The sequence below is a fragment of the Sporosarcina thermotolerans genome (assembly GCF_042658975.1).
Classification (GTDB): Bacteria; Bacillota; Bacilli; order Bacillales_A; family Planococcaceae; genus Sporosarcina; species Sporosarcina thermotolerans.
The window spans coordinates 1-22,090 of record NZ_JBHSRM010000019.1 but is presented as its reverse complement, the minus strand read 5'-3'; the positions used below and the strand labels follow the sequence as shown (position 1 = coordinate 22,090).

21 protein-coding genes and 2 pseudogenes are annotated in these 22,090 nt (G+C 38.4%); 5 read left to right on the top strand and 18 right to left on the bottom strand.

Going from position 1 to position 22,090, the window contains the following annotated elements; genetic code table 11:
* Positions 1-278: 278 nt before the first annotated feature.
* Positions 279-6,962, bottom strand: a complete 6,684-nt coding sequence (locus ACFPZG_RS15650) for an S-layer homology domain-containing protein (protein ID WP_283732019.1) — start codon at positions 6,960-6,962, stop codon at positions 279-281.
* Positions 6,963-7,184: 222 nt separating this feature from the next.
* Here ACFPZG_RS15650 and ACFPZG_RS15645 point away from each other — a divergent pair.
* Positions 7,185-7,442, top strand: a pseudogene (locus ACFPZG_RS15645) (NAD(P)H-binding protein); the annotation flags it as partial.
* Between the two features lie 8 nt (positions 7,443-7,450).
* Positions 7,451-7,828: pseudogene (locus ACFPZG_RS15640) on the top strand (transposase); the annotation flags it as partial.
* Positions 7,829-8,006: 178 nt separating this feature from the next.
* Here the strand turns inward: ACFPZG_RS15640 and ACFPZG_RS15635 are convergent.
* From ACFPZG_RS15635 to rpmJ, 12 genes are all read right to left on the bottom strand, one after another.
* Positions 8,007-8,570 carry a hypothetical protein gene (locus ACFPZG_RS15635; RefSeq protein WP_317939951.1) on the bottom strand — a complete coding sequence of 188 codons (564 nt, stop codon included), beginning with the start codon at positions 8,568-8,570 and terminating at the stop codon, positions 8,007-8,009.
* 146 nt (positions 8,571-8,716) lie between these two features.
* Entirely contained in the window at positions 8,717-9,232 is a 516-nt protein-coding gene (locus tag ACFPZG_RS15630; RefSeq protein ID WP_283732021.1) for a GrpB family protein, read from the bottom strand.
* Between the two features lie 34 nt (positions 9,233-9,266).
* Positions 9,267-9,917, bottom strand: a complete 651-nt coding sequence (locus ACFPZG_RS15625; RefSeq protein WP_283732022.1) for a hypothetical protein — start codon at positions 9,915-9,917, stop codon at positions 9,267-9,269.
* 180 nt (positions 9,918-10,097) lie between these two features.
* Positions 10,098-10,994, bottom strand: coding sequence for a serine hydrolase domain-containing protein (locus ACFPZG_RS15620; protein WP_283732023.1), 897 nt, complete (start codon positions 10,992-10,994; stop codon positions 10,098-10,100).
* Positions 10,995-11,172: 178 nt separating this feature from the next.
* Positions 11,173-11,844 carry a hypothetical protein gene (locus ACFPZG_RS15615; protein WP_317939950.1) on the bottom strand — a complete coding sequence of 224 codons (672 nt, stop codon included), beginning with the start codon at positions 11,842-11,844 and terminating at the stop codon, positions 11,173-11,175.
* 121 nt (positions 11,845-11,965) lie between these two features.
* Positions 11,966-12,739 (bottom strand): YwqG family protein, encoded by a 774-nt coding sequence (locus ACFPZG_RS15610; RefSeq protein ID WP_317939949.1) that lies wholly within the window; start codon positions 12,737-12,739, stop codon positions 11,966-11,968.
* A 56-nt stretch (positions 12,740-12,795) separates the two neighbouring features.
* On the bottom strand, positions 12,796-13,230 hold the full coding sequence (locus tag ACFPZG_RS15605; RefSeq protein ID WP_283732027.1) for a hypothetical protein: 435 nt from the start codon (positions 13,228-13,230) through the stop codon (positions 12,796-12,798).
* Positions 13,227-13,517 (bottom strand): hypothetical protein, encoded by a 291-nt coding sequence (locus ACFPZG_RS15600; RefSeq protein WP_381427895.1) that lies wholly within the window; start codon positions 13,515-13,517, stop codon positions 13,227-13,229. The genes ACFPZG_RS15605 and ACFPZG_RS15600 overlap by 4 nt, the downstream gene beginning before the upstream one ends.
* A 174-nt stretch (positions 13,518-13,691) precedes the next feature.
* Positions 13,692-13,928 carry a hypothetical protein gene (locus ACFPZG_RS15595; RefSeq protein ID WP_283732029.1) on the bottom strand — a complete coding sequence of 79 codons (237 nt, stop codon included), beginning with the start codon at positions 13,926-13,928 and terminating at the stop codon, positions 13,692-13,694.
* Positions 13,894-14,601 carry an HAD family hydrolase gene (locus ACFPZG_RS15590; RefSeq protein ID WP_283732030.1) on the bottom strand — a complete coding sequence of 236 codons (708 nt, stop codon included), beginning with the start codon at positions 14,599-14,601 and terminating at the stop codon, positions 13,894-13,896. The genes ACFPZG_RS15595 and ACFPZG_RS15590 overlap by 35 nt, the downstream gene beginning before the upstream one ends.
* Positions 14,602-14,643: 42 nt before the next feature.
* Positions 14,644-15,117, bottom strand: coding sequence for a DinB family protein (locus ACFPZG_RS15585; protein ID WP_317939948.1), 474 nt, complete (start codon positions 15,115-15,117; stop codon positions 14,644-14,646).
* Between the two features lie 184 nt (positions 15,118-15,301).
* Positions 15,302-15,415 (bottom strand): 50S ribosomal protein L36, encoded by a 114-nt coding sequence (rpmJ, locus tag ACFPZG_RS15580; RefSeq protein WP_283732031.1) that lies wholly within the window; start codon positions 15,413-15,415, stop codon positions 15,302-15,304.
* 153 nt (positions 15,416-15,568) lie between these two features.
* Between rpmJ and ACFPZG_RS15575 the strand changes: the two genes are divergently transcribed.
* Positions 15,569-15,748: a hypothetical protein gene (locus tag ACFPZG_RS15575; RefSeq protein ID WP_283732032.1), complete on the top strand. Its 180-nt coding sequence runs from the start codon at positions 15,569-15,571 to the stop codon at positions 15,746-15,748.
* Between the two features lie 77 nt (positions 15,749-15,825).
* Here ACFPZG_RS15575 and ACFPZG_RS15570 read toward each other — a convergent pair whose 3' ends face one another.
* The 3 genes from ACFPZG_RS15570 to ACFPZG_RS15560 form a co-directional block, all read right to left on the bottom strand.
* Positions 15,826-16,107 (bottom strand): hypothetical protein, encoded by a 282-nt coding sequence (locus ACFPZG_RS15570; protein WP_317939947.1) that lies wholly within the window; start codon positions 16,105-16,107, stop codon positions 15,826-15,828.
* Between the two features lie 147 nt (positions 16,108-16,254).
* Complete coding sequence (gene splB, locus ACFPZG_RS15565; RefSeq protein WP_283732034.1) at positions 16,255-17,283, bottom strand: spore photoproduct lyase; 1,029 nt, start codon at positions 17,281-17,283, stop codon at positions 16,255-16,257.
* Positions 17,276-17,536, bottom strand: coding sequence for a transcriptional regulator SplA domain-containing protein (locus tag ACFPZG_RS15560; protein WP_283732035.1), 261 nt, complete (start codon positions 17,534-17,536; stop codon positions 17,276-17,278). The genes splB and ACFPZG_RS15560 overlap by 8 nt, the downstream gene beginning before the upstream one ends.
* A gap of 157 nt (positions 17,537-17,693) precedes the next feature.
* Here ACFPZG_RS15560 and uvsE point away from each other — a divergent pair, with 157 nt between their 5' ends.
* Positions 17,694-18,653 (top strand): UV DNA damage repair endonuclease UvsE, encoded by a 960-nt coding sequence (uvsE, locus tag ACFPZG_RS15555; RefSeq protein WP_283732036.1) that lies wholly within the window; start codon positions 17,694-17,696, stop codon positions 18,651-18,653.
* An 80-nt stretch (positions 18,654-18,733) separates the two neighbouring features.
* Here the strand turns inward: uvsE and ACFPZG_RS15550 are convergent, their stop codons facing one another.
* Both ACFPZG_RS15550 and ACFPZG_RS15545 read right to left on the bottom strand, forming a co-directional pair.
* Complete coding sequence (locus ACFPZG_RS15550; protein WP_317939946.1) at positions 18,734-19,681, bottom strand: threonine ammonia-lyase; 948 nt, start codon at positions 19,679-19,681, stop codon at positions 18,734-18,736.
* A 206-nt stretch (positions 19,682-19,887) separates the two neighbouring features.
* The gene (locus tag ACFPZG_RS15545; RefSeq protein WP_317939945.1) at positions 19,888-21,585 is read right to left on the bottom strand and encodes a M3 family oligoendopeptidase; all 1,698 of its coding nucleotides are present in this window, start codon (positions 21,583-21,585) and stop codon (positions 19,888-19,890) included.
* Between the two features lie 266 nt (positions 21,586-21,851).
* On the opposite strand from ACFPZG_RS15545, the gene ACFPZG_RS15540 reads away from it, so the two are divergent.
* Positions 21,852-22,090: helix-turn-helix domain-containing protein (locus tag ACFPZG_RS15540; protein ID WP_381427887.1), on the top strand; the 239-nt coding region annotated here is incomplete at its 3' end.

Sequence of the window (22,090 nt, the reverse complement as noted above, 5' to 3'; positions counted from 1 at the left end):
CTATCCATATGCAATAAAAAAGGACCGCATAATGCTGCTAACATTGGGCGGTCTGATACTAACAGGTTCCTATCAATGGGGTCAGCATAAGGCGAAATAATCCATCCTATTAGAGCTAGCCACTCAAGGACGGATTATTTTTTATTGTGGAAGCTACTACCTTCTATTATAGAGTTTAATCTAATTGCCTTCCTCCATAGGTCTCTGCTATCCGCCCATAGAATCACCACTCTATTAATAAGAAAACCAATCACCAAAAAAGGTGACTGGTCCCACTCTTACTCCGTTCCTTTATCAAACATTCTCAGTAACGCCGTCATCACCTGTGCACGAGTCGCCTTCTCACTAAGTGAAAGTTCACCGTATTGGTTTCCTTTCATATAGCCAGCATTCACAATTCCTGCAACATGACCTCTTGCCCAAGTCGGTATTTCATTCGCATCTTTAAACTGAGCGAGCACAGCTGTATCGTTAGTTTCTAACTTTAAAGCTCTCGAAATCATCACCATCAATTGAAGTCTCGTAATCTCTGCCCCAGCTCTGAATGTTCCATCACCATACCCAGTGACTACGCCAAGGTCCATTGCTTCGTACACATACGGTCTTGCCCATTCCGGAATGCTCTTCCAATCTGTCGGAAGTTTACCCTTAGGCTGTTCTACTCCCTGATGTCCTAAAACCCGCATCAACATAATCGTATAGTGTAATCTCGTTGAATTCAGTTCAGGCTTAAATGTTCCATCTGCATATCCAGTCGTAATCCCTAATTCCAAGCCACGAAGAATATCTGCCTTAGCCCAATGCCCATCAACATCATTCACTACAGGAACTACTTCCGGTACTGCAAACGCAGCTACTACACCGATCATGTTAGAAGTTCCAACTAAATAGCCTTCCACTTCTGTCGACTCAATGCGCTGCCACGTCTTGCCATCCCATATGAATAACTGTTTCACAAATCCATTTGGAATGTTCGTTTCAAGCAATTTCACTTTCCATTCAATCGTAAACTTATCAACCCCATCGCCAATCCACTTTACTTCAAATGCATGACTTAACGAATAAATGGATGGTTTCTTTACGCTTCCGACAATTGGTTTCACATCAAATTTCAAATTGGAATTGCCTTCAAATTTAGCGTGAACAAAGAATACATCTTCATACTGCCCCTCTACCTCTTTAACCCCACTTTGAGGTGGGATTGGTGCTGGTGGTGGGTATGCTCGATTGACAACGACTTCATACTTTTTTACCACCGATCCATCGAAAGAAGCGACTTCGATTTTCACGGTATTTTTGCCATATTCGAGTTTTACCGTTTCTTTATCTCCGCTCACAACCGCCTTCCCATTAATTTTCACTGTAGCCTTTGCATCTGTCAAAATTGCGGTGAAATCAATAACACCAACATGCCTTCCAACACTCATCTCATATGCGAAAGTATCTGCAGAAAACGCAGGTTTAAGCGTTCCTTCCGATAATTCGAGATCCGCTAAATTCGCATTCGTGCCAGAATAAAGAATAATCGTATCGGAGAACACGACTTCATTACCTGCTGCATCGATTAGCCTCATATACACCGTTTTTGGCCCGTCTCCATGAATCAATTCCCATTCTTTCGTGCTTGCAAAATTTTCAAGCTCACTCCATGTTTCATGATCATTCGAAAACTGCATCTTGAGTGAAGTCGCATCGATTCCGCTTAAATCTAACACGACAGAAGGTACTTTTGTTTCACCAGCAACATTTCGAATTGAAATACTACCAGTAGGAGCTGTTTTGTCGATTGTAAATAAAACCGTCACACTGTTGCCATACGCATCCGTTATAATAAGTGTATACACTCCATCTTCGGTAACTTCAGTGCCACTAACAAATGCGACTCCATTTAACGTAGCCGAGACGCCAGCTCGATTATCTTCGAATCTGATTGTGACATTCGAGTTATAAATCGAACTATTTGTAACACCTGATACCGTTGGTGCTGTTTTATCGATACTGAAGTGAACCGTTGTCACATTCCCTGCTGCATCCGTAACGACGATTGTGTAATCACCCTCATCACGAACCACATTTCCGGAATCAAATGCTTCAACGTTCAACGTGGCAGTTCCTTCATTAAACGTAATCGTCACTTCAGAATTGTACTTGCCACCTTCTACTACGCCAGACACAACTGGTGCAACTGTATCTAACACAATCGTGTCACTAAAGACAGATTCATTTCCTGCGAGATCCGTTAACTTCATATAAACTGTTTTCGTTCCGTCACCACTCGCTAATGTCCATGCTTTACTTTCCACAAAGCCCTCTTCACTACTCCACGAAACGCCATCATTCGAAAACTGCACCGTAAACGCAAGACGATCTGCACCTGTTAATTGAAGGGTAACGTTAGGCGAATTCGAGTATGCGGCACCTTTTGAAATCACAATACTTCCTGTTGGGAATGTTTGATCAATCGTAAAGGTGACGGTGACACGATTTCCATAGGCATCTGTCACAATCAGTGTATACTCGCCATCCTTTTTGATTTCCGTTCCACTTATGAACGAAACACCATTTAAAGTCGCTACGACTCCCGGATTGTTATCCGTAAATATAGGTGTAACATTCGTATTATAGTACTGACCATTCGTCACGCCACTCAAAGTTGGAGGCGTTTGATCTATACTAAACTGAATCGATCTTACATTTCCTGCCGCATCCGTTACGACAAGCGTGTAATTCCCCTCGGCACTAACTCGACTTCCTGACTCAAACGCTGAGCCATTAAGAGTAGCCGTTCCTTCATTAAACGTAATCGTTACATCGGCATTATACTTACCATCATCTGTAACACCCATTACAACTGGCGCCACTGTATCCAAAATAATCGTGTCAGTAAAAATTGATTCATTTCCTGCAATATCCGTTAACTTCACGTAAACCGTTTTCGTCCCATCGCCACTACTTAATGTCCATGTTTTACTGTCCATAAAGTCTTCTACTGTACTCCACGTTATTCCATCATTCGAAAACTGAGCTTTGAAGGAATGAAGATCCGAGCTGGTTAACGATAAAGTGACTGTACCTGTATTTGTATAAGCAGCTCCACTTTCAATCGACACATTTCCAACTGGCGCTGTCTTATCAATCGTAAATGTAACCGTTACACTATTTCCATATGCATCCGTCACAATGAGTGTGTAATCGCCTTCCGCTGAAACGACTGTTCCACTAACAAACGGATTTCCATTTAACGTACCTACGACACCAGGATTATTATCACTAAAAATCGGTGTGACATCCGTATTGTAGTAACGTCCATCCGTTACCCCACTCACGATAGGTTTCGTTTTATCGATACTAAATTGAACCGTCGTCATGTTCCCTGCTGCATCCGTAATAACTAACGTATAATCTCCTTCAGCACTAACAACGCCTCCGGAAGTAAATGCTGCTCCATTTAACGTTGCAGTTCCTTCACTAAACGTAATCGTCACATCAACATTATACTTTCCGCCATCCACAACTCCTGATACAATTGGTGCAACCGTATCTAACACAATCGTGTCGTTATAGACAGATTCATTCCCAGCGAGATCCGTTAGCTTCATATAAACAGTCTTCGTTCCATCGCCACTACTTAATGTCCATGACTTACTTTCCACAAAGCTCTCGACTGCACTCCACGCTGTGCCATCATTTGAAAATTGAACACTTAAGGCATGCGTATCGAAAGCAGATAAAGTCAGCGTAACCGCTTCGGAATTCGTATAAGCTGCTCCACCTGAAATCACAATACTTCCAGTCGCCGCTGTCTTATCAATCGCGAACGTCACCGTAACACTATTTCCATACGCATCCGTAACGACAAGCGTGTAAACACCTTCAGCCGAAACAACCGTTCCACTGACAAACAGACTTCCATTTAACGTACCCGAAACCCCTGAACGATCGTCCTCAAAAATAGGTGTTACATTCGTGTTGTAATACGCTCCATTCGTTACCCCACTAACAGTTGGTGCTGTTTTATCGATACTGAAATGAATGTTCGTGACGTTTTCCGCGTAATCCGTTACGACTAACGTATAATCACCTTCAGCACTCACAACATCTCCGGAAGCAAACGCATCTCCATTCAACGTCGCTTTTCCTTCATTAAATGTGATCGTCACATTAGAGTTATATGCGCCACCATTCGTCACACCAGACACAACCGGTGCAGTCGTATCTAACGTAATCCAGATAGTATACACAGATGAATTCCCTGCAACGTCAACCATTCGAACATAAACCGTTTTCGTCCCGTCCCCACTTGTCAAAGTCCAATCTTTTCTGTTCGTAAAATCTTCTAATTCTGTCCATGTATCTCCATCATTCGAATATTGGACGTGAAATAAATAGTCATCATCACCCGTTAATATCAATTCTACCAATCTCGAATTTACAAGATAATCTTTTTTAATAAGATTAACGTTTCCAATAGGAGCCGTTTTGTCAATAACAAATTCCACCGTCACACTGTTTTCATACGCATCCGTTACAACAAGTGAATATTCACCTTCATCAGTAATCACTGTTCCACTACTAAATGGCACTCCATTTAGCGTACCAACAACACCCGCGTTGTCATCGATAAAAACTGGTTTGACGTTCGTATTGTAAAACTCTCCATGCGTTACACCGGTTACGGTCGGCGCTGTTTTATCAATACTAAATTGAACTGTCGTGGTACTTCCACCCGCATCCGTTACAACTAACGTATAGGAACCTTCTGCACTTACACGACTTCCGGAAGTAAATCGTGACCCATTTAGCGTCGCCGTTCCTTTGTCGAACGTAATCGTGACATCAGTATTATATTTTCCACCATCGAACACACCGGTTACGACTGGTGGAATTGCTAACAGAATTGAGTCACTGAAAATGACTTCATTACCAGCTGCATCAATTAACCTCATATAGACAGTTTTCTGGCCGTCCCCATCAGCCAATGTCCATTGCTTACTGTTTGAAAAATGTTCAACTCCACTCCAAATTTCCCTATCGTTTGAAAACTGCATATTTATATAATTATGAAAAAAATTTTCATCCGTTCCTGTCAACGAAAGCTGAACCTCTTTCGAATGCGTCACTGCCTCATCATTTGAAATGGCAATTGTTCCAACTGGTTTTGTCTTATCAATAACAAAAATAACATCCGTAGAGTTTCCTGCTTTATCGTAGACGTAAAAATAATGTTCACCCTCAGCACTAACAACAGTTCCGGATTTAAAATCGTAGTTATTATCTAACGTCGCAGTGCCTTCATTAAACTCTATCGTTACATCCCGATTATATATTCCAAAGTTCTCAACACCTGTTACAATAGGTGGAACCGTTTCGAGTTCAGTCGTGTCACTAAGAATAAAGGAATCTCCATTTTCAACAGTTATTCTAACATAAACCGTTTTAATACCATCCCCTCTTGGAATTTCCCAATAAAGTACAACGAAGTAATTGTCAAATAAATGATGAAAATCTAAATCATTTAGATCAACCCAATTTACCTTATCGTTCGACAGGTGAACTTGAAAGTTAGTGTAATTCTTCCAAACCTCTATTTCTACTGATATCAAATGAAACCTCGTTAAATCATTTACTCTCATCTTCCCATGTTCATCATCATTATAAATAACAAAATTAATTGTCACACTGTTTCCATACGCATCTGTTACGACAAGAGAATATTCACCTGTTGCACTAATCCTCGTTCCACTGCTAAACGGTTTCCCATTTAACGTCGCGAAAACTCCCGGGTTAGCATCGACAAAAACAGGCGTAGCTTCATATTTGTAATGTATTTCATCTTCAACACCACTTACAGTCGGTGCTGTTTTATCAATACTAAAGTGAATCGTCGTACTTCCACCCGCACCCGTTACGATTAACGCATATGAACCTTCTGCACTTACACGGCTTCCTGAAGTAAAAACAGCTCCATTTAGCGTCGCCGTTCCTTGATCAAACGTAATCGTGACATCGGTGTTATATTTCCCACCATCGACCACACCGGTTACGACTAGTGCTGTTGTATCTAACAAAATGGTGTCGCTAAAAATGGCTTCATTCCCAGCCGTATCAGTTAATTTCATATAAACAGTTTTCTCGCCATCCCCATCTACCAATGTCCATGACTTGCTATTTGAAAAAGGTTCACTGTCACTCCATGTTACGCCATCATTTGAAAACCTCATTTGAATCGGATCACTCTCCGGATCCGATGCATTAAGGTCTAATGTAACATCCGTAGAGCTCGTATAATCGGAGCCTCCATTGACTTGAATAGACCCAGTCGGTGGTTCATTCGATGAATAAGTAACTACTAATTTTGGAAATAAAGGATCTGGATCCGTATTCTCTTTTGCATATGACCGAATTCGCGCAAGTGCCGTTTCTGCTTCATTTCCTTTTAATACAAACGTCATATCACGATCTGTTTCACTCGTGTATGTCTCCACAAGGCTCGTCACGTCAAACGTCAAATACTCTCTGGGAATAATCTCTGAACTCTCTTTCCGAACATAAGCTGATTCATCCCAAGTTGGAAACACAGTGTCACTATCTAACATCGTGTTATCTTCCGAACCAAACACATTAATTTGCAAATCAGTACTGCTCGTTCTTGAAGAGACACCCAGCTTCAATTCATATTTGACAGGTGTTCCAGGTATGGACCCCAAGTTGAATCGTATGGCTTCTCGGCCGATAACGATATCGGTTCCTTCCCATAAATACCGTCCGATGGGGATATATCCCGCATCATGATCCATGACACCGAGTTCATTGTCCCACATCAAATCTGCCTGTGCGGGTAATTCAATGGTCTGAGTATCCCCTGCTGTCGTCCCCGCTGCATGAGCTCTCTCCACACCAACATATGGAAATATAACACTCACACATAACAAAACACTTAACAAAACAGCAATCTGTCTCATTTGTCCCCCCTTTTCTCTCAATATCTATAAGTAAATGGCCAACATAACCATGAACTTCCCCTTTGTGCTACCCTCGCTGTGGATAAATACCTTGCAGCGCAATAATATAAATTATGCCAACATACGGCTGCATGTTATTGTGTGGCTGATTATTTCCTGTAGGTTGAATAGCTGCAGGATTCATCGGCAAATCAGCATTAGGTCCGTAAGCTTGCGCCCAATCAATCAAGTGAATCCAAGCGTAAACCAACCCGTGCAGCGGATAATCATCACAAAGTGCTCAAACAATCACAACTATAATGGACGATTGTATGTCCAACGTATTTACCGGATGGAGAACAATTAAGTGAATATCGTGTGGAACGGGAATTTTTGCCGATAGATGGAGTAAAAATACATGTATCGGATACAACAGAATTTACGTACAAGCAGATTACAAGCAACGAATTTATTAAATCACGTGTAGGTATAGCATACTAACTACTAGTGCCGTTAGGATTATTTCCGAAATCGGTGAAATTGATCGGTTTAATCATCCAAAGAAACTGGTTGCGTTCGCTGGAATAGATCCGACTATCTTTGAATCCGGCAGATTCAAAGGAACTGTAAACAGGATCACCAAAAGAGGATCAAGTAGACTTAGACATGCCCTATTCATGGCCGTCAAATGTGCAATCCGGGACGGCCGCAAAATGAAAACTACTGAAGAAGTTATCCCACGCAACAAGAAAATGCGGGCGTTCTACGATAAGAAACGTGAAGAAGGAAAACCCTATAAAGTAGCTGTCATTGCTTGTGCAAATAAGCTTTTACATTGGATTTATGCCCTGTTAAGAACCAATTCTACTTTGGTAGATAACGCATAAGAAGCAATAACCAAATAAAACAAAACCTTCCAATAGATTATGAGGAAGGTTATTTGGTATATCCTTTTTTAAGTATAATAATGTTTCATTAAAAAATGTTGACAAACTATTAGCTGGTTTAGTTTAAGTACGTTTATTCACAAACTTTGCTCTTTATTTGATTATTAACTGCAATGCTCTATTTTAAAACTGTCTCAGCTGGGGTAAATGCTTCCCATTCATTATATTTCGTTGTTATTGATGAAATAAACCAATACTCTCTAAATGGTTCTAGATTCTTTTCTACCATAATAATCTTCTGCCCATTTACTAAATTCTGTGTAGATGTCTCTACATCGTAATTAACGGTATACCGCATTTTGGATTCGCTAAGCTTTTCTTCTTTGGTGAAACGAAAGTTATTAACCCAAGGGCTTGACTGCCCTGTTACCCAGCGTGTTTCCTCAAATTTACTCCTTGATTTTTCTTGAAGCGAAGGGGACAACATCGTATATTGAACGGCACCACTTCGATTATTCACGCCTAATATCCACAATTCAACTGCTTGTTTCGGTTCGCCTACGTGCAGACCACCTATAAAAGACTCTAACTGGAGTTCTAAAGGGGTGTATTGTTTTACTTCAGTAGATTTTTCCTCAAAAGAGGGAGGAGTATCGTTCAGTTGTGCATTTACTGTTCCATAGTACACCCCACAAATTAGTATACTAAATAAAACCAATAGTAGAGGTTTACTTTTATCCAATTACATCACCCTAAATTATATTTAGGTTTAGTTTGTCCTCTTCAGTTACAATCATTCCTTATTCAACTAACCTGCCCCGTTAGTTCAATAAGAATTAGCTACCCTTACAAGTTAGTTAAAGAAATTATATAAAGTAAAATCTTTATTTACTTATCTATATCGGTTTTCAATTGCTTGAATTCAGGGGTTCTCATTATCTTGCTAAAGAAAAGATCTTTTGCTTCTCTATACGCTTCCATCTCTAATCCTTCAAAGCTCCTTTTTAATTCATCATACTCTATTCTATACCGATCATTTTGCAGTAAAACATCTCGAAACTTCCAAAAAAAGTCTAGTTCCGAACCTTTAACAGTCAGTTGTATACCTAAAGGGGGAGTATTTGCATCGTCTTTAAATGCCCTAAACTCATTTGTTTTTACACTTCCCTCATTGGACTCATATAGGGTAGAGAGTGCTTCGACAGCTTGAGTAAACTGAACCTTGGAAACACGAATCTGAATATCTATATCTCCCTTGGTAAGACTGTTTGGTATAGCAGTACTACCAACGTGTTGTACATCAGCGTTTGGAATGAGATCTTGAATGAGTTCTTTTTGAGAGCTGAAAGTTTTCTCTGCATCACGTTTAAAAATTGTTTGATTATGAAAGTTTACTCTTTCCATTGGGTCCGCCCCTTTCTATTACTCTCCAGCATCTTTAGCAATTAAAATTAAATGCATAGGCAGTATTCTCCCCTTTTAGAGAGTTTCCTTCATTTTTGATTACATTACTGTAATCCATTTCCAAAAAGTATAAAGCTTTACTTAAAACATCATAGAAAAAAGTATCGAATTCAAGGTCTTTAAATAAATACACTTCAATTTGTTTTTCGTTATTTCGATAGGCCTCGAATATCCTGTGATTCCCATTGATACAATATAGTTTATTCTCCGTTAAATATTGACTTTGAAGTATCATGACAGGGTTCTTATGGTTAGTTTTAATATTACTAGTATCTGTATTTATATTACCTTCATCAACGGAAACTATAATTTCAAGCGGATCGAAAACAACAGGTTTAATACTTTCATTTTTTATAAGTGAAGTAGCACGATCTATATCAAAAGCGTACTCAAACACCCCTGTCGGGAACTCTGCATATAAGGAGAACGTCTCTTGCCCAATTGGATGGACTACTGGATAAAGTTCATGCCTAAGAGACTGGTTGACAATTTCGCTCCACTTAGAAGCAACTTCCGCTCCATAATTCGATTCATTTTCCATTTCTTTAATACGTCCGTAAAAGTGTTTAAAAGGTTTAAAATGCTGAGATTCCTCTTCATAATAATCAATTTTACTTTCAACCACAGTACTCATCTCCCACTATTACTTGGACGGATTATTGCCCACAAGTTAAACACCAATCTTTCACAGATCTGCTCCGTTAGTTAAATATGAATAAAGAGCCGTGTAGCAACTTCGATCTTCAAGTAAAGCACTCGTTTGTTGAAAAAACTAGATACTAACCTAATGCAGACCGAAAAGTACTTACTGACTGGCGGCATAAGGTATTAAATAATCCTTAAAGTAATGTAAAGGTCTTGATGTCTCATCTTTAATGTTACTTATGAAAACCGTTACTAATTGATACTCAGTAGCGACAATAATATACTGTCCCCCACGTCCGTATGCAAAAAAGATCGTACCTAATTGATTGTCGAATTGTTCATTCCACCAGTGATATGCGTATGAAGAAGTATCATTACTTTTGACTTTGGGACTTGTAGATTCCTCAATCCAATGAACGGGTACAATTTGTTTGGATTTCCATCGTCCATTACTCAAATACAGCGTACCAATTTTTAACATATCAGCCGTTTTCATTGTTAATCCGAATCCACCAATGGCTATTCCTTGGGCATCACGGTTCCACTTATAATCTGTAATTCCTAGAGGTGTAAATAAATGCTTTTTGGCGAAAACCTCTGTATTTAATCCAGTAGTCTTTTGTAAGATTGCACTTAATAATTGTGAAGAGCCACAACTGTAGACGAGTTCATTTCCAGGGGGATTATCAATGGGTTGCTGAAGCACAAAATTCACCCAATTTTTGCTCGGTATCATACCATTATTACCTGGCCAGTGTAACCCTGAAGTCATTGTTAGTAGGTGCTTGATTGTGATTTTCTGATTCTCGTTATCTTCATTAAATTCCGGAAAGTAATTACTTATTGGTGTGTTAACATTTTCGATATACCCTTTGTCAATTGCAATCCCGATCAGTGCGGATAAGATACTTTTTGTGACAGAATATATTTTGTGTTGTTTTTCTTTCATTTTATTGTTTCGATAGTATTCAAATATCACAGCATTATTCCTCTGGACAAGGACGCTATCAATTTTATCTTTTTTTAGTACATTTTCAAATTCGGTTAAGGATTTCATTGGCCCCGGAATCCCCCCTTATATATCTTTTGTCTTCTTTAATTTAGGTTTTAATGCAGATCCATTTTTAGCTCTTTAATAATATTTCTTTATTGAATTAAACTGATGCGTTAGTTGAATAAGAAATGAGCCCTCAAGCAGTTCAATGATCTTTAAGTAAAGCACCCGTTGAAGAAGGTTAGACGTTAAAATTACTTGTTTCAATAAGTATCCCTTCCTTATCAAGCCTTTTGTAATTGTAAGGAATATGGCTTAATTTCTCGTATTTTTCATTCCAAATTATATTTACAAAAGAAGAGGGTTCTTTTAAAAAATGTGTAGGAGATGCGCTTTCGTAACGAAAACATTCATTCGGGTATGTTTTTTCGAACCCAAATAATTTCAGTACATCTTCTTCGAATGCAATTCCACCGATTTTAAACTCATAAATGGAATACAATTCTTTAAAAAAACTTGTAAAGCCTGTAAATTCTTCTTTCATTATTCCAACTTGGTCACCTTCTCGTTCATCATTTTCATCTCCATAAAACCAAAAATTAACCATTAGTGCATTCGGAGAAACCACTTCTAATTGTAATGTCGCCTTACGTTTCCTTAATAAATAGACATATAATCTTAATCTTAATGAGTGCAAGTTAATGGTTTGCGGATTTTCTTCATCATAGGGATAACCTCTATTAAAAAAATCAATAATTTCATCAACGTTTTCGTCAACAATTTCAATTTTATTTGTAACCTTTGATAGATTATTAATAATATCCTGTACTGTTTTCGTTTTCTTTTCTTTAAGTTCCAATAAGAAACTAACTTCGAGGAAAGGACCTCCTTGCAACCATTGGGACCACTCCATCTACAATTCCTCCCAAATCATTGAATAAATATAAATTGCACATTCTATTTTCTTCTTCAACTAACCTGCTGCGTTAGTTTAAGTGTAAACCTTCACGAACTTGTTCTTATTTTAATTTATTTTAATAGCATTGTAATGTAAACTGAACTTTATCAAATTGCAAATTAGTTAGTGAGGTCTTATCTATACAAAAATAAATGATGCCTGAATCGCCCCAAAATAATTTTAAATCCTCTTCATCCGAATCAATCTGTAGAAGCAGAATGGCTTCTTCCGGTTTCAGATCAAACTCATCAAAAACATCATTTTGAATGCTAAATGGATACCCCAATAGGTAGTGCGCAGGATCGTTATTCGGTTGGATCAGTTCTTGCCTCATTACAAAATAGTTATCTTGTTCATCCTCACTAAACTCCATACCTTCTGGATACTTTGGCAATGTAAGGATGTTTGCGTATGTAATTTGAAATACAGGTATAGGGAAGTAATCTTCCGTCACTTCCGGGTATTCATTCCTCTTTAACTCTTTTTCTTCCCCGTCAAAGTATAAAACCCGAAAGCAACCCTCATCTTCTTCGAATCCCCACGGCTGTGCTACAACATCATAAAATAGATAAAGGATACCATTAGTTGGTAGATGACTTTCCGTGTTATATGGATTTAGTTCCATTAAATTGAATTGCCCCAAAAAAGAGAGCGAGCGATTCTTATAGCTTGGAAACGCCCAGTCTTCCGGCATATCTGGTAAACCACCAATTTTAGAGGAACCTAATGGTATTTGGTTATCCTCCATATTATGTTTGATGATTTTAATTGACGTTTTTGCGGCATTTAAAATAGCGGACTCTTTATGAAGTAAATCGTATTTTTGCAACAGCGTATGCAAATCTTGCATTTTCTTTACCTCCCTTTAATAATCGTCACTTTATGGAGAGTATTACGGCCATATCTTTACCCTTCGCTAATGCCGTCTATTGCTTCTTGTATTTCTTTTTCGAATGGAACATTATCTGAATTAAAATCTATTTCATGAACATAAAAAATTAGTATATTTCTCTTTTTGAAAGTACTGGCAGATACGAGTTCCATCGTCCCAGTCTTTTTATCAAATTCTTTCTCACCATTTTCACGACCATTTTCCGTTTTAAACTCAAAGATAAAAAATGGTTTCCCGCCTAACTCATACGTTCCTGGTTTCACATTTTCAAGCACTGAACCAAATACATTTTCAGGAAATTCAGCTTCTGCCAAATCAACACCTTTGCCTTGTAATGCTATGACTACTTCTTCCAGTGTAATATGGGAGCTGTCACTTACCTGTACAGATTGACAAGCAGCTAAAAACAACAGCAAACAAATACATATATATTTTCTTATTTCCTTCACCCTACCTTTGAAATTATTTTATTACCTTGCTTAACAGCTTCAGAACGAAAAAAAATCACTGCACCGAACAAACCGAAGATGAACATATAGTTAAAAATGCCAAACAGACCAATAGCGACAAGGCCCCCGAGAGTACCTAAACCACCAAGTATTAATACTTTTAACCAATTGGGGTATTTTTTGTCCGAGCTGAAAAGTCTATATACAACGAAATGGGAAACGCTCCAAACGCAAAGAACGGAAATGAATAAACCGCCACCACAATGACGGTTGGACCAATACTCCATGAGTCCTCAAATGATATTGCCGAATAAAATGCCAGTAAAAACCCGAATAGAACGGGAGATATTAATAGTGTTAATAAATAAATAGACGAACGGTCAAATATCTCTTTATAACTTGAAGTCAAAGGAAATCCCCCCTTCCCTCCCAATAAATCAACAACATAGTTACCGATTCAATTAGTCGCTGAATTCATTGAACAGCACCTCTAATTCCCTTTCGTCATACATGACGCCACCGGCACTTTTAAATTTTTCAATCTGAATTGTCCCATCATCCATGAACTCAATTTCCCACCTCTGTCCAGGGACAGCTACCTCCACCATAATTGCCTCAGCCCTCACTTTTGATAATCGATAAAAAATCTTATTTTCCTCCAGCTTATTGAGGAAGTCGTTTAAGTTTAATGTTTTCATGATAATCACTTCCCAGTAAGATTTTAATAATACATGGTAGTTCACTCAAATCATTGACTATGAAATCTGCGTCAACATCTTCCCATTGAGGATCTTTTTTCCAAATCCCTTTCATGCCGATACTTCGAGCAGCCTTTACATCATTTGCAGGATGATCGCCGACAAATATACTTTGCTCAGGTGAAACATTTAGTTGTTTCAATGCTCTAAGGAAAATTTCAGGATCAGGTTTTTTTACACCTTCCCACTCAGAAACCAGGATTACATCAAAATATCGTTCAATGCCTAACGCTTTAATATTATCCATTTGAAATTGCCCAAATCCGTTTGTAATCATGCCTAAAAGGAATTTTTCGCTTTTTAAATCTTTCAACATCTGTATTAAGTTATCAAAAGGAACACAATTGAACCTGAAATTATCAATATAGTCTTGTAAAAGTTCCTCCCAAGTTATCTCTACAATTTCAAGTTCATAAATTAGTTGGCGGTATACCTTGTCTTTCCTTACATACCCACGCTCGTCAAGCTCAATAAATCTTTTAATGTATTGATCTTTCGATACATGACCAACATATCTCTTCAATCGTTCATACTGATTGTTTATGAAGCCGATTAAAGATTCATCGCGATTTAACAAAGTTCCGTCCAAATCAAATAGGACAGCTTTTATCATTTCCCCACTCCCTTAATTACCTCGTATATTAACTGTGAATGATTAAGAGATCAGACCACGTCCAATAAAGTTTGCAGAAACTGGCTTTTTCCCAATCTCCCTTGCCCATACTGATAATTGTCCGATATGGTGAATTTCATGTGCTATGATATGTCGCATAAGTTCCCCCCAGGTATCCGTTACAATCCTGCCATCTTGCAGGGTATCGTAAAATAGTTGACTTTCCATGCTGTTATCCCAGTTATTCACAAATTCCTCTACTTCCGAGCGAAATTCAGCATCCAGTTTTCGAACCTGATCCAAACTTTTATAGTCACCGAAATCTCCTTCAAAGTCTGATTTCCCTTGTAAAAGTCGAATCCAGCTCCATTCCACATCGATTACATGGAAGAGTGTTTGCAGTATACTACCAACTCCACCAGTTCTTGTTCGCAGTAGTTCCTCTTCACTAACCTCTTCACACCATCGATACCATTCTTCCCTTACCATCCAGTTATATTTGAAAAATGTTTGCATGAACGTTCTCCCCCAGTTCCAAGAATAAATATCATTACTAATTCTTACTAATTCGACAAACCCAAATAGATACCTTCTAAAACAAAAACATCTTCATATTGTATTAGATTTAATAGACAAATAAGCCAAATTCCATCCGATTCAGATTGGAATTCGGCTTATGGTTTTCCATTGTTCCGAAAAGTTAACCTTGTCTTTGTTTATGTCGAAAGTTTTCGCAAATTACCATGACCTTACCGCGTCTTCTAATAACTTTACATTTTTCACAAATTGGTTTCACTGACGGTCTAACCTTCATTTGTAATCCCCCAATTCAATAATGTTATCACTTCCCTTTTTATATTTCCCTAATCTTCTATTAACATGACAGCATACCATTCCAGAAATGGGATTAATTCACATGTGTTGAAAAAGATTTTTGAATCCATCATAACGCTGGGAGGTGATAAAAATGTCAAACAACAACAGAAACCAAAACAATAATCAAGACAAAAATCGTAACAACGATCAAAATAAAAATCAAAATGAAATGCGCACGGAATTCGGTCGAGAATTCGATTTTAATAATAACGATAAGAATAGAAAAAACGATAAGAATAACCAAAATGACGATGATTGTATCGACTGTTAAATCATATATTAAACAAAAAACGACAGAGTCGATTTCTGTCGTTTTTTCTTATTAACTCATCATAATACACAACAAATTCAACATAGATATCTTTGTTCCTCAATACTATCCTCTGTTGAGCGCCTCCACTTTTCTTCTTGATCAGGGCAATAATGATAATGGATTTCTTTTAGCTTTTCAATCCGCGTAGCTTCCACATATTCTTTTGTTGCGTAGACAATATCCCCGCGCTTTAGCACACTACCATCCTTAATTTCTGCATCAACGACAGTGATCATATCGAATTCATTCTGCTGCAATTCCTTGATCAAATCCTCGGTTTCAGGATAATTCCCCCAAATAATATGCGATGTGTGCATGATTACACTCCCTTATTTTTCCTATCGTCTATTATAACAGAATACACCAGTTGTTTTCTGACTATTTACAGAAAAATAACTCAAAAAAATACACCTTCCTCATCGTAAAGAAGGTGTGAAAGGCTTCAATAGTTTTATTGGTGACTTTTAGGTGAAGTACTCCAGTTTTGCTTCCGGAAAGAATTTTTCCATATAAGCATAGAGATGACTTTTTATATCTTCTTCTTCATCTTTTTGATAAATGTATTTTCCGATTCCATATTTACCCCATTTGTATCTACGTTTTTCCTCATCTAATTCCAATTTTGTCATGGGATAATTTTTTTCTATAACTCGCTTTGCCGGTTTTGTAAAACGGTGTTGGATAAACTCAAAGGTAAGATCCTTTTTAGCCTCAGGTGGCAATTCTGCATCCAGACGTTCAAACATATGATAATATCCATCTTGCCAGCCCTCATGTAGATAAATAGGAGCAACAATAAAACCAAGAGGATATCCAGCCCGTGCAACCTTTCCCGCAGCCTCAATTCGTTTCGCTAAAGGTGAGGTCCCAGGTTCAAAATACTTGATGACATAATCAGCATTTACACTAAATCGAAAACGGGTTTTTCCATTATGCTTTGCATCTAATAAGTGATCAACATGATGGAATTTCGTGACAAAGCGTAGCTTCCCATATTCTGATTTTCCGAAATGCTCAATAGCCCGTTTCAATGTATGCGTCAAAGAATCGATACCAACAATATCGGATGTACAAGATGCTTCAAATCTTGTGAAATCTGGAGCTCGTTCAGCCATATATTGATCAGCGGCATCTAAGATTTCATCCACATTCACATATGTTCGAATGTAAGGTTTATTTCCCATCGTAGTTTGTAAATAGCAATAATGACAATGTCCCATACAACCTGTGGCGAACGGAATTGCATATTCCGCAGAAGGCTTTGACGTGTCAAATTTGAGTGTTTTTCTTATTCCAACTACAAGTGTAGATTTGGCAATTCGATATCGCTGAAAATCATTTTCACCAGGAAGATTTCTAACCTGGTTATGGGAGGTTGTGTATCGAATTTCAACGTCGGTTTTCTCGAATTTATCCAATAGTTCTTTGCCTAATGGATAATTGAGAGCATCCGGTTCAAAGTAAACAAGCTTAGGTGTAAACGGCTTATTCATCCAAACGACCTACTTCATTATCTCCTAAATAGTAATTATAAGCTTGGTTCGCATCCTCTTCTGAAGAATAAACGGCCATTTCATTGGATAATGGATAATAATCTTCATAAAGAAATAAAGCAAGTTTATCGGGTTCCTCGGGATGATTGACTACAGCAGCGGACTGTACATTTGCTACATCCTGAGTATGGGGATTTCGGTAAAAAACGTAGACAATATCCCCCGCCTTATAAGAATCGTTCGTTTCTGGCATTTCCTCACTCCTACTCCATTTTGCTATCCATTTTACTATGACCCATATCTTTGATAATAAACCTAAGACCACTGGATAGAAAAATGAAATAAATACATAAATGCTATGTCTTAGCGCATATTAGGATTTGGTATTGTTCCTTGGAGAGGTGAGAGATATGATTGTTCGACTTGGTTATGTAGCTATGAGTATGGAGGTAAAAAATGCATCTCCTTCACAAACCATGACATTTACACAATTTCAGAAGATCGGTGATCGGGAAGCAGCTATTCGCAAATTGGAACGCATTTCAATTTCAAATTTACAAAATACATTTCGACTATTGAAGCATAATGTAGCTTCCGAGATACATTTTTATCGTTTAAGCTCTCGTCTTATTCCACTTGCTAACCACGAGGAGTTGCAGGATTGGAATTATATAAAGCCTCTAAAAGAACTTTTAGTTGAAATTGGGGATTTCGTCAGAAGTAACAAACCGAGGCTTGATTTTCATCCTGATCACTTTGTTCTTATTAATTCCATTAAGGAAGGTGTTTTAAAGAATTCGATAAAAACACTTAAAATGCATTATCAATTATTAAAAGGAATGGGAATTGACCCGATCCATCGCTGTGTAATGCATGTAGGAGGCAACTATAAGGAAACGGAAAAATCGCTCGAACGTTTTATCGATAATTGGATGGATGTTCCAAAAACGATTCAAAAAATGATCATGCTCGAAAATGATGATACTTCATTCACGCTAACAGATACCCTGTACTTATGTGAAAAACTTGATATTCCACTTGTATTTGATTACCATCATCACCTTGCGCACTACAACGACCCAAATTGGCTAACTCATTGGGACCGGGTCGTTAATACTTGGCGCAACTCTCCTCTTCCGATAAAAATGCATATTTCCAGCCCGAAAAGCCAAAAGGAATTTCGTCACCACGCCGATTATGTCGATATCGATACGTTTTTTCAATTCTTAAATGAAATTAAAGGTAGCGTTTCTCAGATTGACTGCATGATAGAGGCAAAACGAAAGGATCAGGCCTTGTTTCACTTAATGGAGGAAATTAAAGGCAAGGATAATGTGAAAATAATAGATGGCTCTTCATTCCATATCTAGTGTGGGGGGAAAAATTTGTCAAGTACATTACAAAAAAATAGGTGCCGGTGCAGTAACCTTAGCACAAGCACCTATTATATTCATAGGCGGATAAATTGATGAACCTTATTCAGGTCGACGTTTCCACCGGAGATGACAGATACTATGTTTTCATCTCGTAGGTTTAATTTATCGAATATTGCAGCCGCAATCGTTGTCGCACTTGACGGTTCAATAAGTTGTTTCGTGCGTTCCATTACAAAACTGAAGGCTTGGCGGATCTCATCTTCGCTGACAAGTACCAAATCATCAAGATATTTCATAAGGATCGGAAAAGTTAACTGCCCAGGTTGGCTTGTTCTTAATCCGTCCGCAATTGTATTTGTAGTAACTGAGGTGACTTTCTTGTTTATCAACGATAGGTAGGTATCATTGGCACATTCGGGCTCAACACCAATCACTTTTATCCTTGGATTCGTTTCCTTTATTGCAGTCAGAATTCCAGCTAATAGTCCCCCTCCGCCAATCGGAACAATAATTGCATCTACATTTTCCACCTGATCCAAAATTTCCAGGCCGACAGTTCCTTGCCCTGCCATAATATAAGGGTCGTCATACGGTGGGATGTATACGCCGTTTTCATTTCCGGCAATTTCTTGCGCTCTATTTATTCGCTCTTCGGAAGTTGTGCCACAGAATTCCACCTTGCCATTGTAAGCCCGGATCGCATTGGTCTTACATGTACTAGCATCTTCAGGAACCACAATCGTTGCTGGGATCCCGTATTTATTAGCAACATAAGCGACTGCTTGACCGTGATTGCCCGATGATGCCGCTGACACAAACTTCGCACCGTTTTCCACCGAATGGATGACCTTATTGCTCGCTCCCCGAATTTTAAAAGACCCTGTCTTTTGCAAATGCTCGGATTTTAAAAACAGCTGATTTCCGCATATTTTGGAGAGTTGCTCTGATTGTAAAATCGGCGTAATATGGGCTATATTATATATTCGTTGTTTGGCATCATTGATTTCATCTAAAGAAATCATTCTTCCATCCCCCCAAATCATTATTCAAAACTGGCTCTTACTGCGCAATAAGTATTTTGGTTTTCGGGTGAATTTGTGAAGGAATACCAGGAAATCAAAAATGTTGCGGACAGAACCTTTGAAGATTAAAGCAAAAGGCACAAATTCATCAGTTGTGTTTTTTGCGTGTAAAACCCTATAAGAATGGTCCAGGTGCATCATCGTCGTTAATGAATTTCTTGAATAACTTTTTCTAAGAAGTCACCCATTTGCTTAACGACTGGCTCTGAAAAATCAAAACGGACACCCGTTTCTTCATAAACCTTTGCGATAGATTGATTTAAGTCCGCACTTGCACCTTTTTTGAAGGATTCCACAGCCTGCTCGGGATTTTTTTGATAATTCTCAAGTAATTGAAGAGCACCAAGCATTGACATAGAGTATTCAATAGTATAGAAAGGAACGTGAAAATAATGAATGGTGCCTGCCCAGCTCATCCCAATTTCCTCCTCAAACCCAGAAGTATCGACAGGGCTTAAGCCAAAGCGTTTTGAAATTTCAAAGAACTTTTGATCACGTTCTTCGGCAGTGTGCGTAGGATTTGTATACATCCAGTGCTGGAAGAGATCCCCGGACAATGGGCTGAATAACATTGTAAATGCGTATCTTAGCTCTTCACGCTGTGCGCTCTTAAAATCTTCTTCATCTGGATAAAAACGATCAAGCTTATCCAATAAGAGCAATTGCATCCCAAAAGAATATAGTTCGGCAATTTCCGCTCGCCATTGGTGCTGATCAAAAGGACCGTGTTCGGAAAACTCAAGGTACCCATTCACCGCGTGGCCCATTTCATGGATTAATGTGCTTAGTGAATCATGGGATGGACTAAAGTTCGAAAAAACAAAGATATCCCCTGAAACAAGTAAGGGTGCACAGAAAGCATGCGGGCCTTTTCCTTTCCGAACTTCGAGGTCTAATAATCCATGCCCTCTCATGTAATTGAAACGCTCTCCAAAATAGGGGTCGGTCTTCCCTAAAATTTCTGAAACGCCATCCATAAGAGTAGACACTTCGGAGTATGGTGGTTTTTTCAACAATTTAGCGGTGTTATCCCAAGGGCGATAAGTATCAACACCAAGCTTGTTCTTAAACACATCTGCGAGCCTGTTCCAAGCGGGGATAATATGCTTTTCTGCATTTTCATGAAAGTCATAGCAATCTTGAACGCTATACTCACGATTTTTTTCTACAAACATATACTCACGATAATTTTCAAAGCCTGCTTGTTTTGCAATTTGATGGCGCAGCCTAACGAGTTCATCCATGATGGCATCCATATCGGGTTTAATTTGACGATGGGCTGACATCATGGCATGATAAGCTTTTTCTCGCACCTCTCTATCTAGATGATCAAGCTGAGATTTGATAAACGGAAAAGGCTTTTCTTCCCCCTCCCATTCAACGGTTAATCCCCCCATAATTTCACTATATTTCGTACAGAGCTCTTGTTCTTTTACCATTAATGGAATGTTTTCTTCTCTGAACAATTTCACTTTAGACTTGCGAACTCGTCGCATTAAGCCGTAACGTTTTTCATCTAATTCATGAAAAAAGGGAGACTCACAGCATTTCTCATTGAGTTTAGCTTCATATTTCAATAAGAGTGGATGGATTACTTGCTGATCGTGAAGATACGTCGACTTAATTTCCGTATCCTCTGTGTTTCGGTAGAAGTCGAGATGGTGACCTGTTATCGCCTCATTGATTTTAAACATTAATTCCTTTTCATCCTCTAACCACTTTTCTAGATCAGAAACGGATTCGATTTGAACATCTAGTAAGCCTAAAAATTGAGATTCTACCCCTTCTACATTCTCCAAATCAACTAATTCTTTATAATACTTTTGACTTAATTCTTTTGACAATAAATCACTTCCTCTCTGCTTTTTCGTTACATAATATATATATTATCGATTCCAATTGCTTAAGCCTATTTTAAATTTAAAAGATTAGGTGATTTTGACCAATAAGATTTTAACAATTCTCCGAAAGAAGTCTCCCTCTTCAAGCGTGTGAAGGGTGAAGCCCAACGGTAAGAGGGAGATGAATTTCGGTTGGCGATAGCCAACACCTCTTTTGGTTGGTATAATAGGAACAGGTATTCCTAATCTTCTGAAATGTGGTGATTTGAGTGGCAAATAAAGCATACAAATTTCGAATCTACCCGACAAAGGAACAAGAAGACTTTTTGGTCAAGACTTTTGGATGTGTTCGATTTGTCTACAATAAAATGCTCGCGGAACGCAAGGAAACCTATGAAAAACTCAAAGATAACATGACATTACTGAAGAAACAGAAGCTTCCGACGCCCGCCAAATATAAGAAAGAATTTGAGTGGCTCAAGGAGGTTGATAGCCTGGCACTCGCTAA

Excerpts from the sequence above, each read along its gene's own strand:
- ACFPZG_RS15610 (WP_317939949.1), bottom strand. The coding sequence starts at position 12,739 with ATGCAAGATTTGCATACGCTGTTGCAAAAATACGATTTACTTCATAAA.
- ACFPZG_RS15615 (WP_317939950.1), bottom strand. The coding sequence starts at position 11,844 with ATGGAGTGGTCCCAATGGTTGCAAGGAGGTCCTTTCCTCGAAGTTAGT.
- ACFPZG_RS15600 (WP_381427895.1), bottom strand. The coding sequence starts at position 13,517 with ATGGAGTATTGGTCCAACCGTCATTGTGGTGGCGGTTTATTCATTTCC.
- ACFPZG_RS15570 (WP_317939947.1), bottom strand. The coding sequence starts at position 16,107 with ATGCACACATCGCATATTATTTGGGGGAATTATCCTGAAACCGAGGAT.
- ACFPZG_RS15550 (WP_317939946.1), bottom strand. The coding sequence starts at position 19,681 with ATGATTTCTTTAGATGAAATCAATGATGCCAAACAACGAATATATAAT.
- ACFPZG_RS15575 (WP_283732032.1), top strand. The coding sequence starts at position 15,569 with ATGTCAAACAACAACAGAAACCAAAACAATAATCAAGACAAAAATCGT.
- rpmJ (WP_283732031.1), bottom strand. The coding sequence starts at position 15,415 with ATGAAGGTTAGACCGTCAGTGAAACCAATTTGTGAAAAATGTAAAGTT.
- ACFPZG_RS15650 (WP_283732019.1), bottom strand. The coding sequence starts at position 6,962 with ATGAGACAGATTGCTGTTTTGTTAAGTGTTTTGTTATGTGTGAGTGTT.
- uvsE (WP_283732036.1), top strand. The coding sequence starts at position 17,694 with ATGATTGTTCGACTTGGTTATGTAGCTATGAGTATGGAGGTAAAAAAT.
- ACFPZG_RS15585 (WP_317939948.1), bottom strand. The coding sequence starts at position 15,117 with ATGCAAACATTTTTCAAATATAACTGGATGGTAAGGGAAGAATGGTAT.
- ACFPZG_RS15620 (WP_283732023.1), bottom strand. The coding sequence starts at position 10,994 with ATGAAATCCTTAACCGAATTTGAAAATGTACTAAAAAAAGATAAAATT.
- ACFPZG_RS15560 (WP_283732035.1), bottom strand. The coding sequence starts at position 17,536 with ATGCCAGAAACGAACGATTCTTATAAGGCGGGGGATATTGTCTACGTT.
- ACFPZG_RS15595 (WP_283732029.1), bottom strand. The coding sequence starts at position 13,928 with ATGAAAACATTAAACTTAAACGACTTCCTCAATAAGCTGGAGGAAAAT.
- ACFPZG_RS15630 (WP_283732021.1), bottom strand. The coding sequence starts at position 9,232 with ATGGAAAGAGTAAACTTTCATAATCAAACAATTTTTAAACGTGATGCA.
- splB (WP_283732034.1), bottom strand. The coding sequence starts at position 17,283 with ATGAATAAGCCGTTTACACCTAAGCTTGTTTACTTTGAACCGGATGCT.
- ACFPZG_RS15590 (WP_283732030.1), bottom strand. The coding sequence starts at position 14,601 with ATGATAAAAGCTGTCCTATTTGATTTGGACGGAACTTTGTTAAATCGC.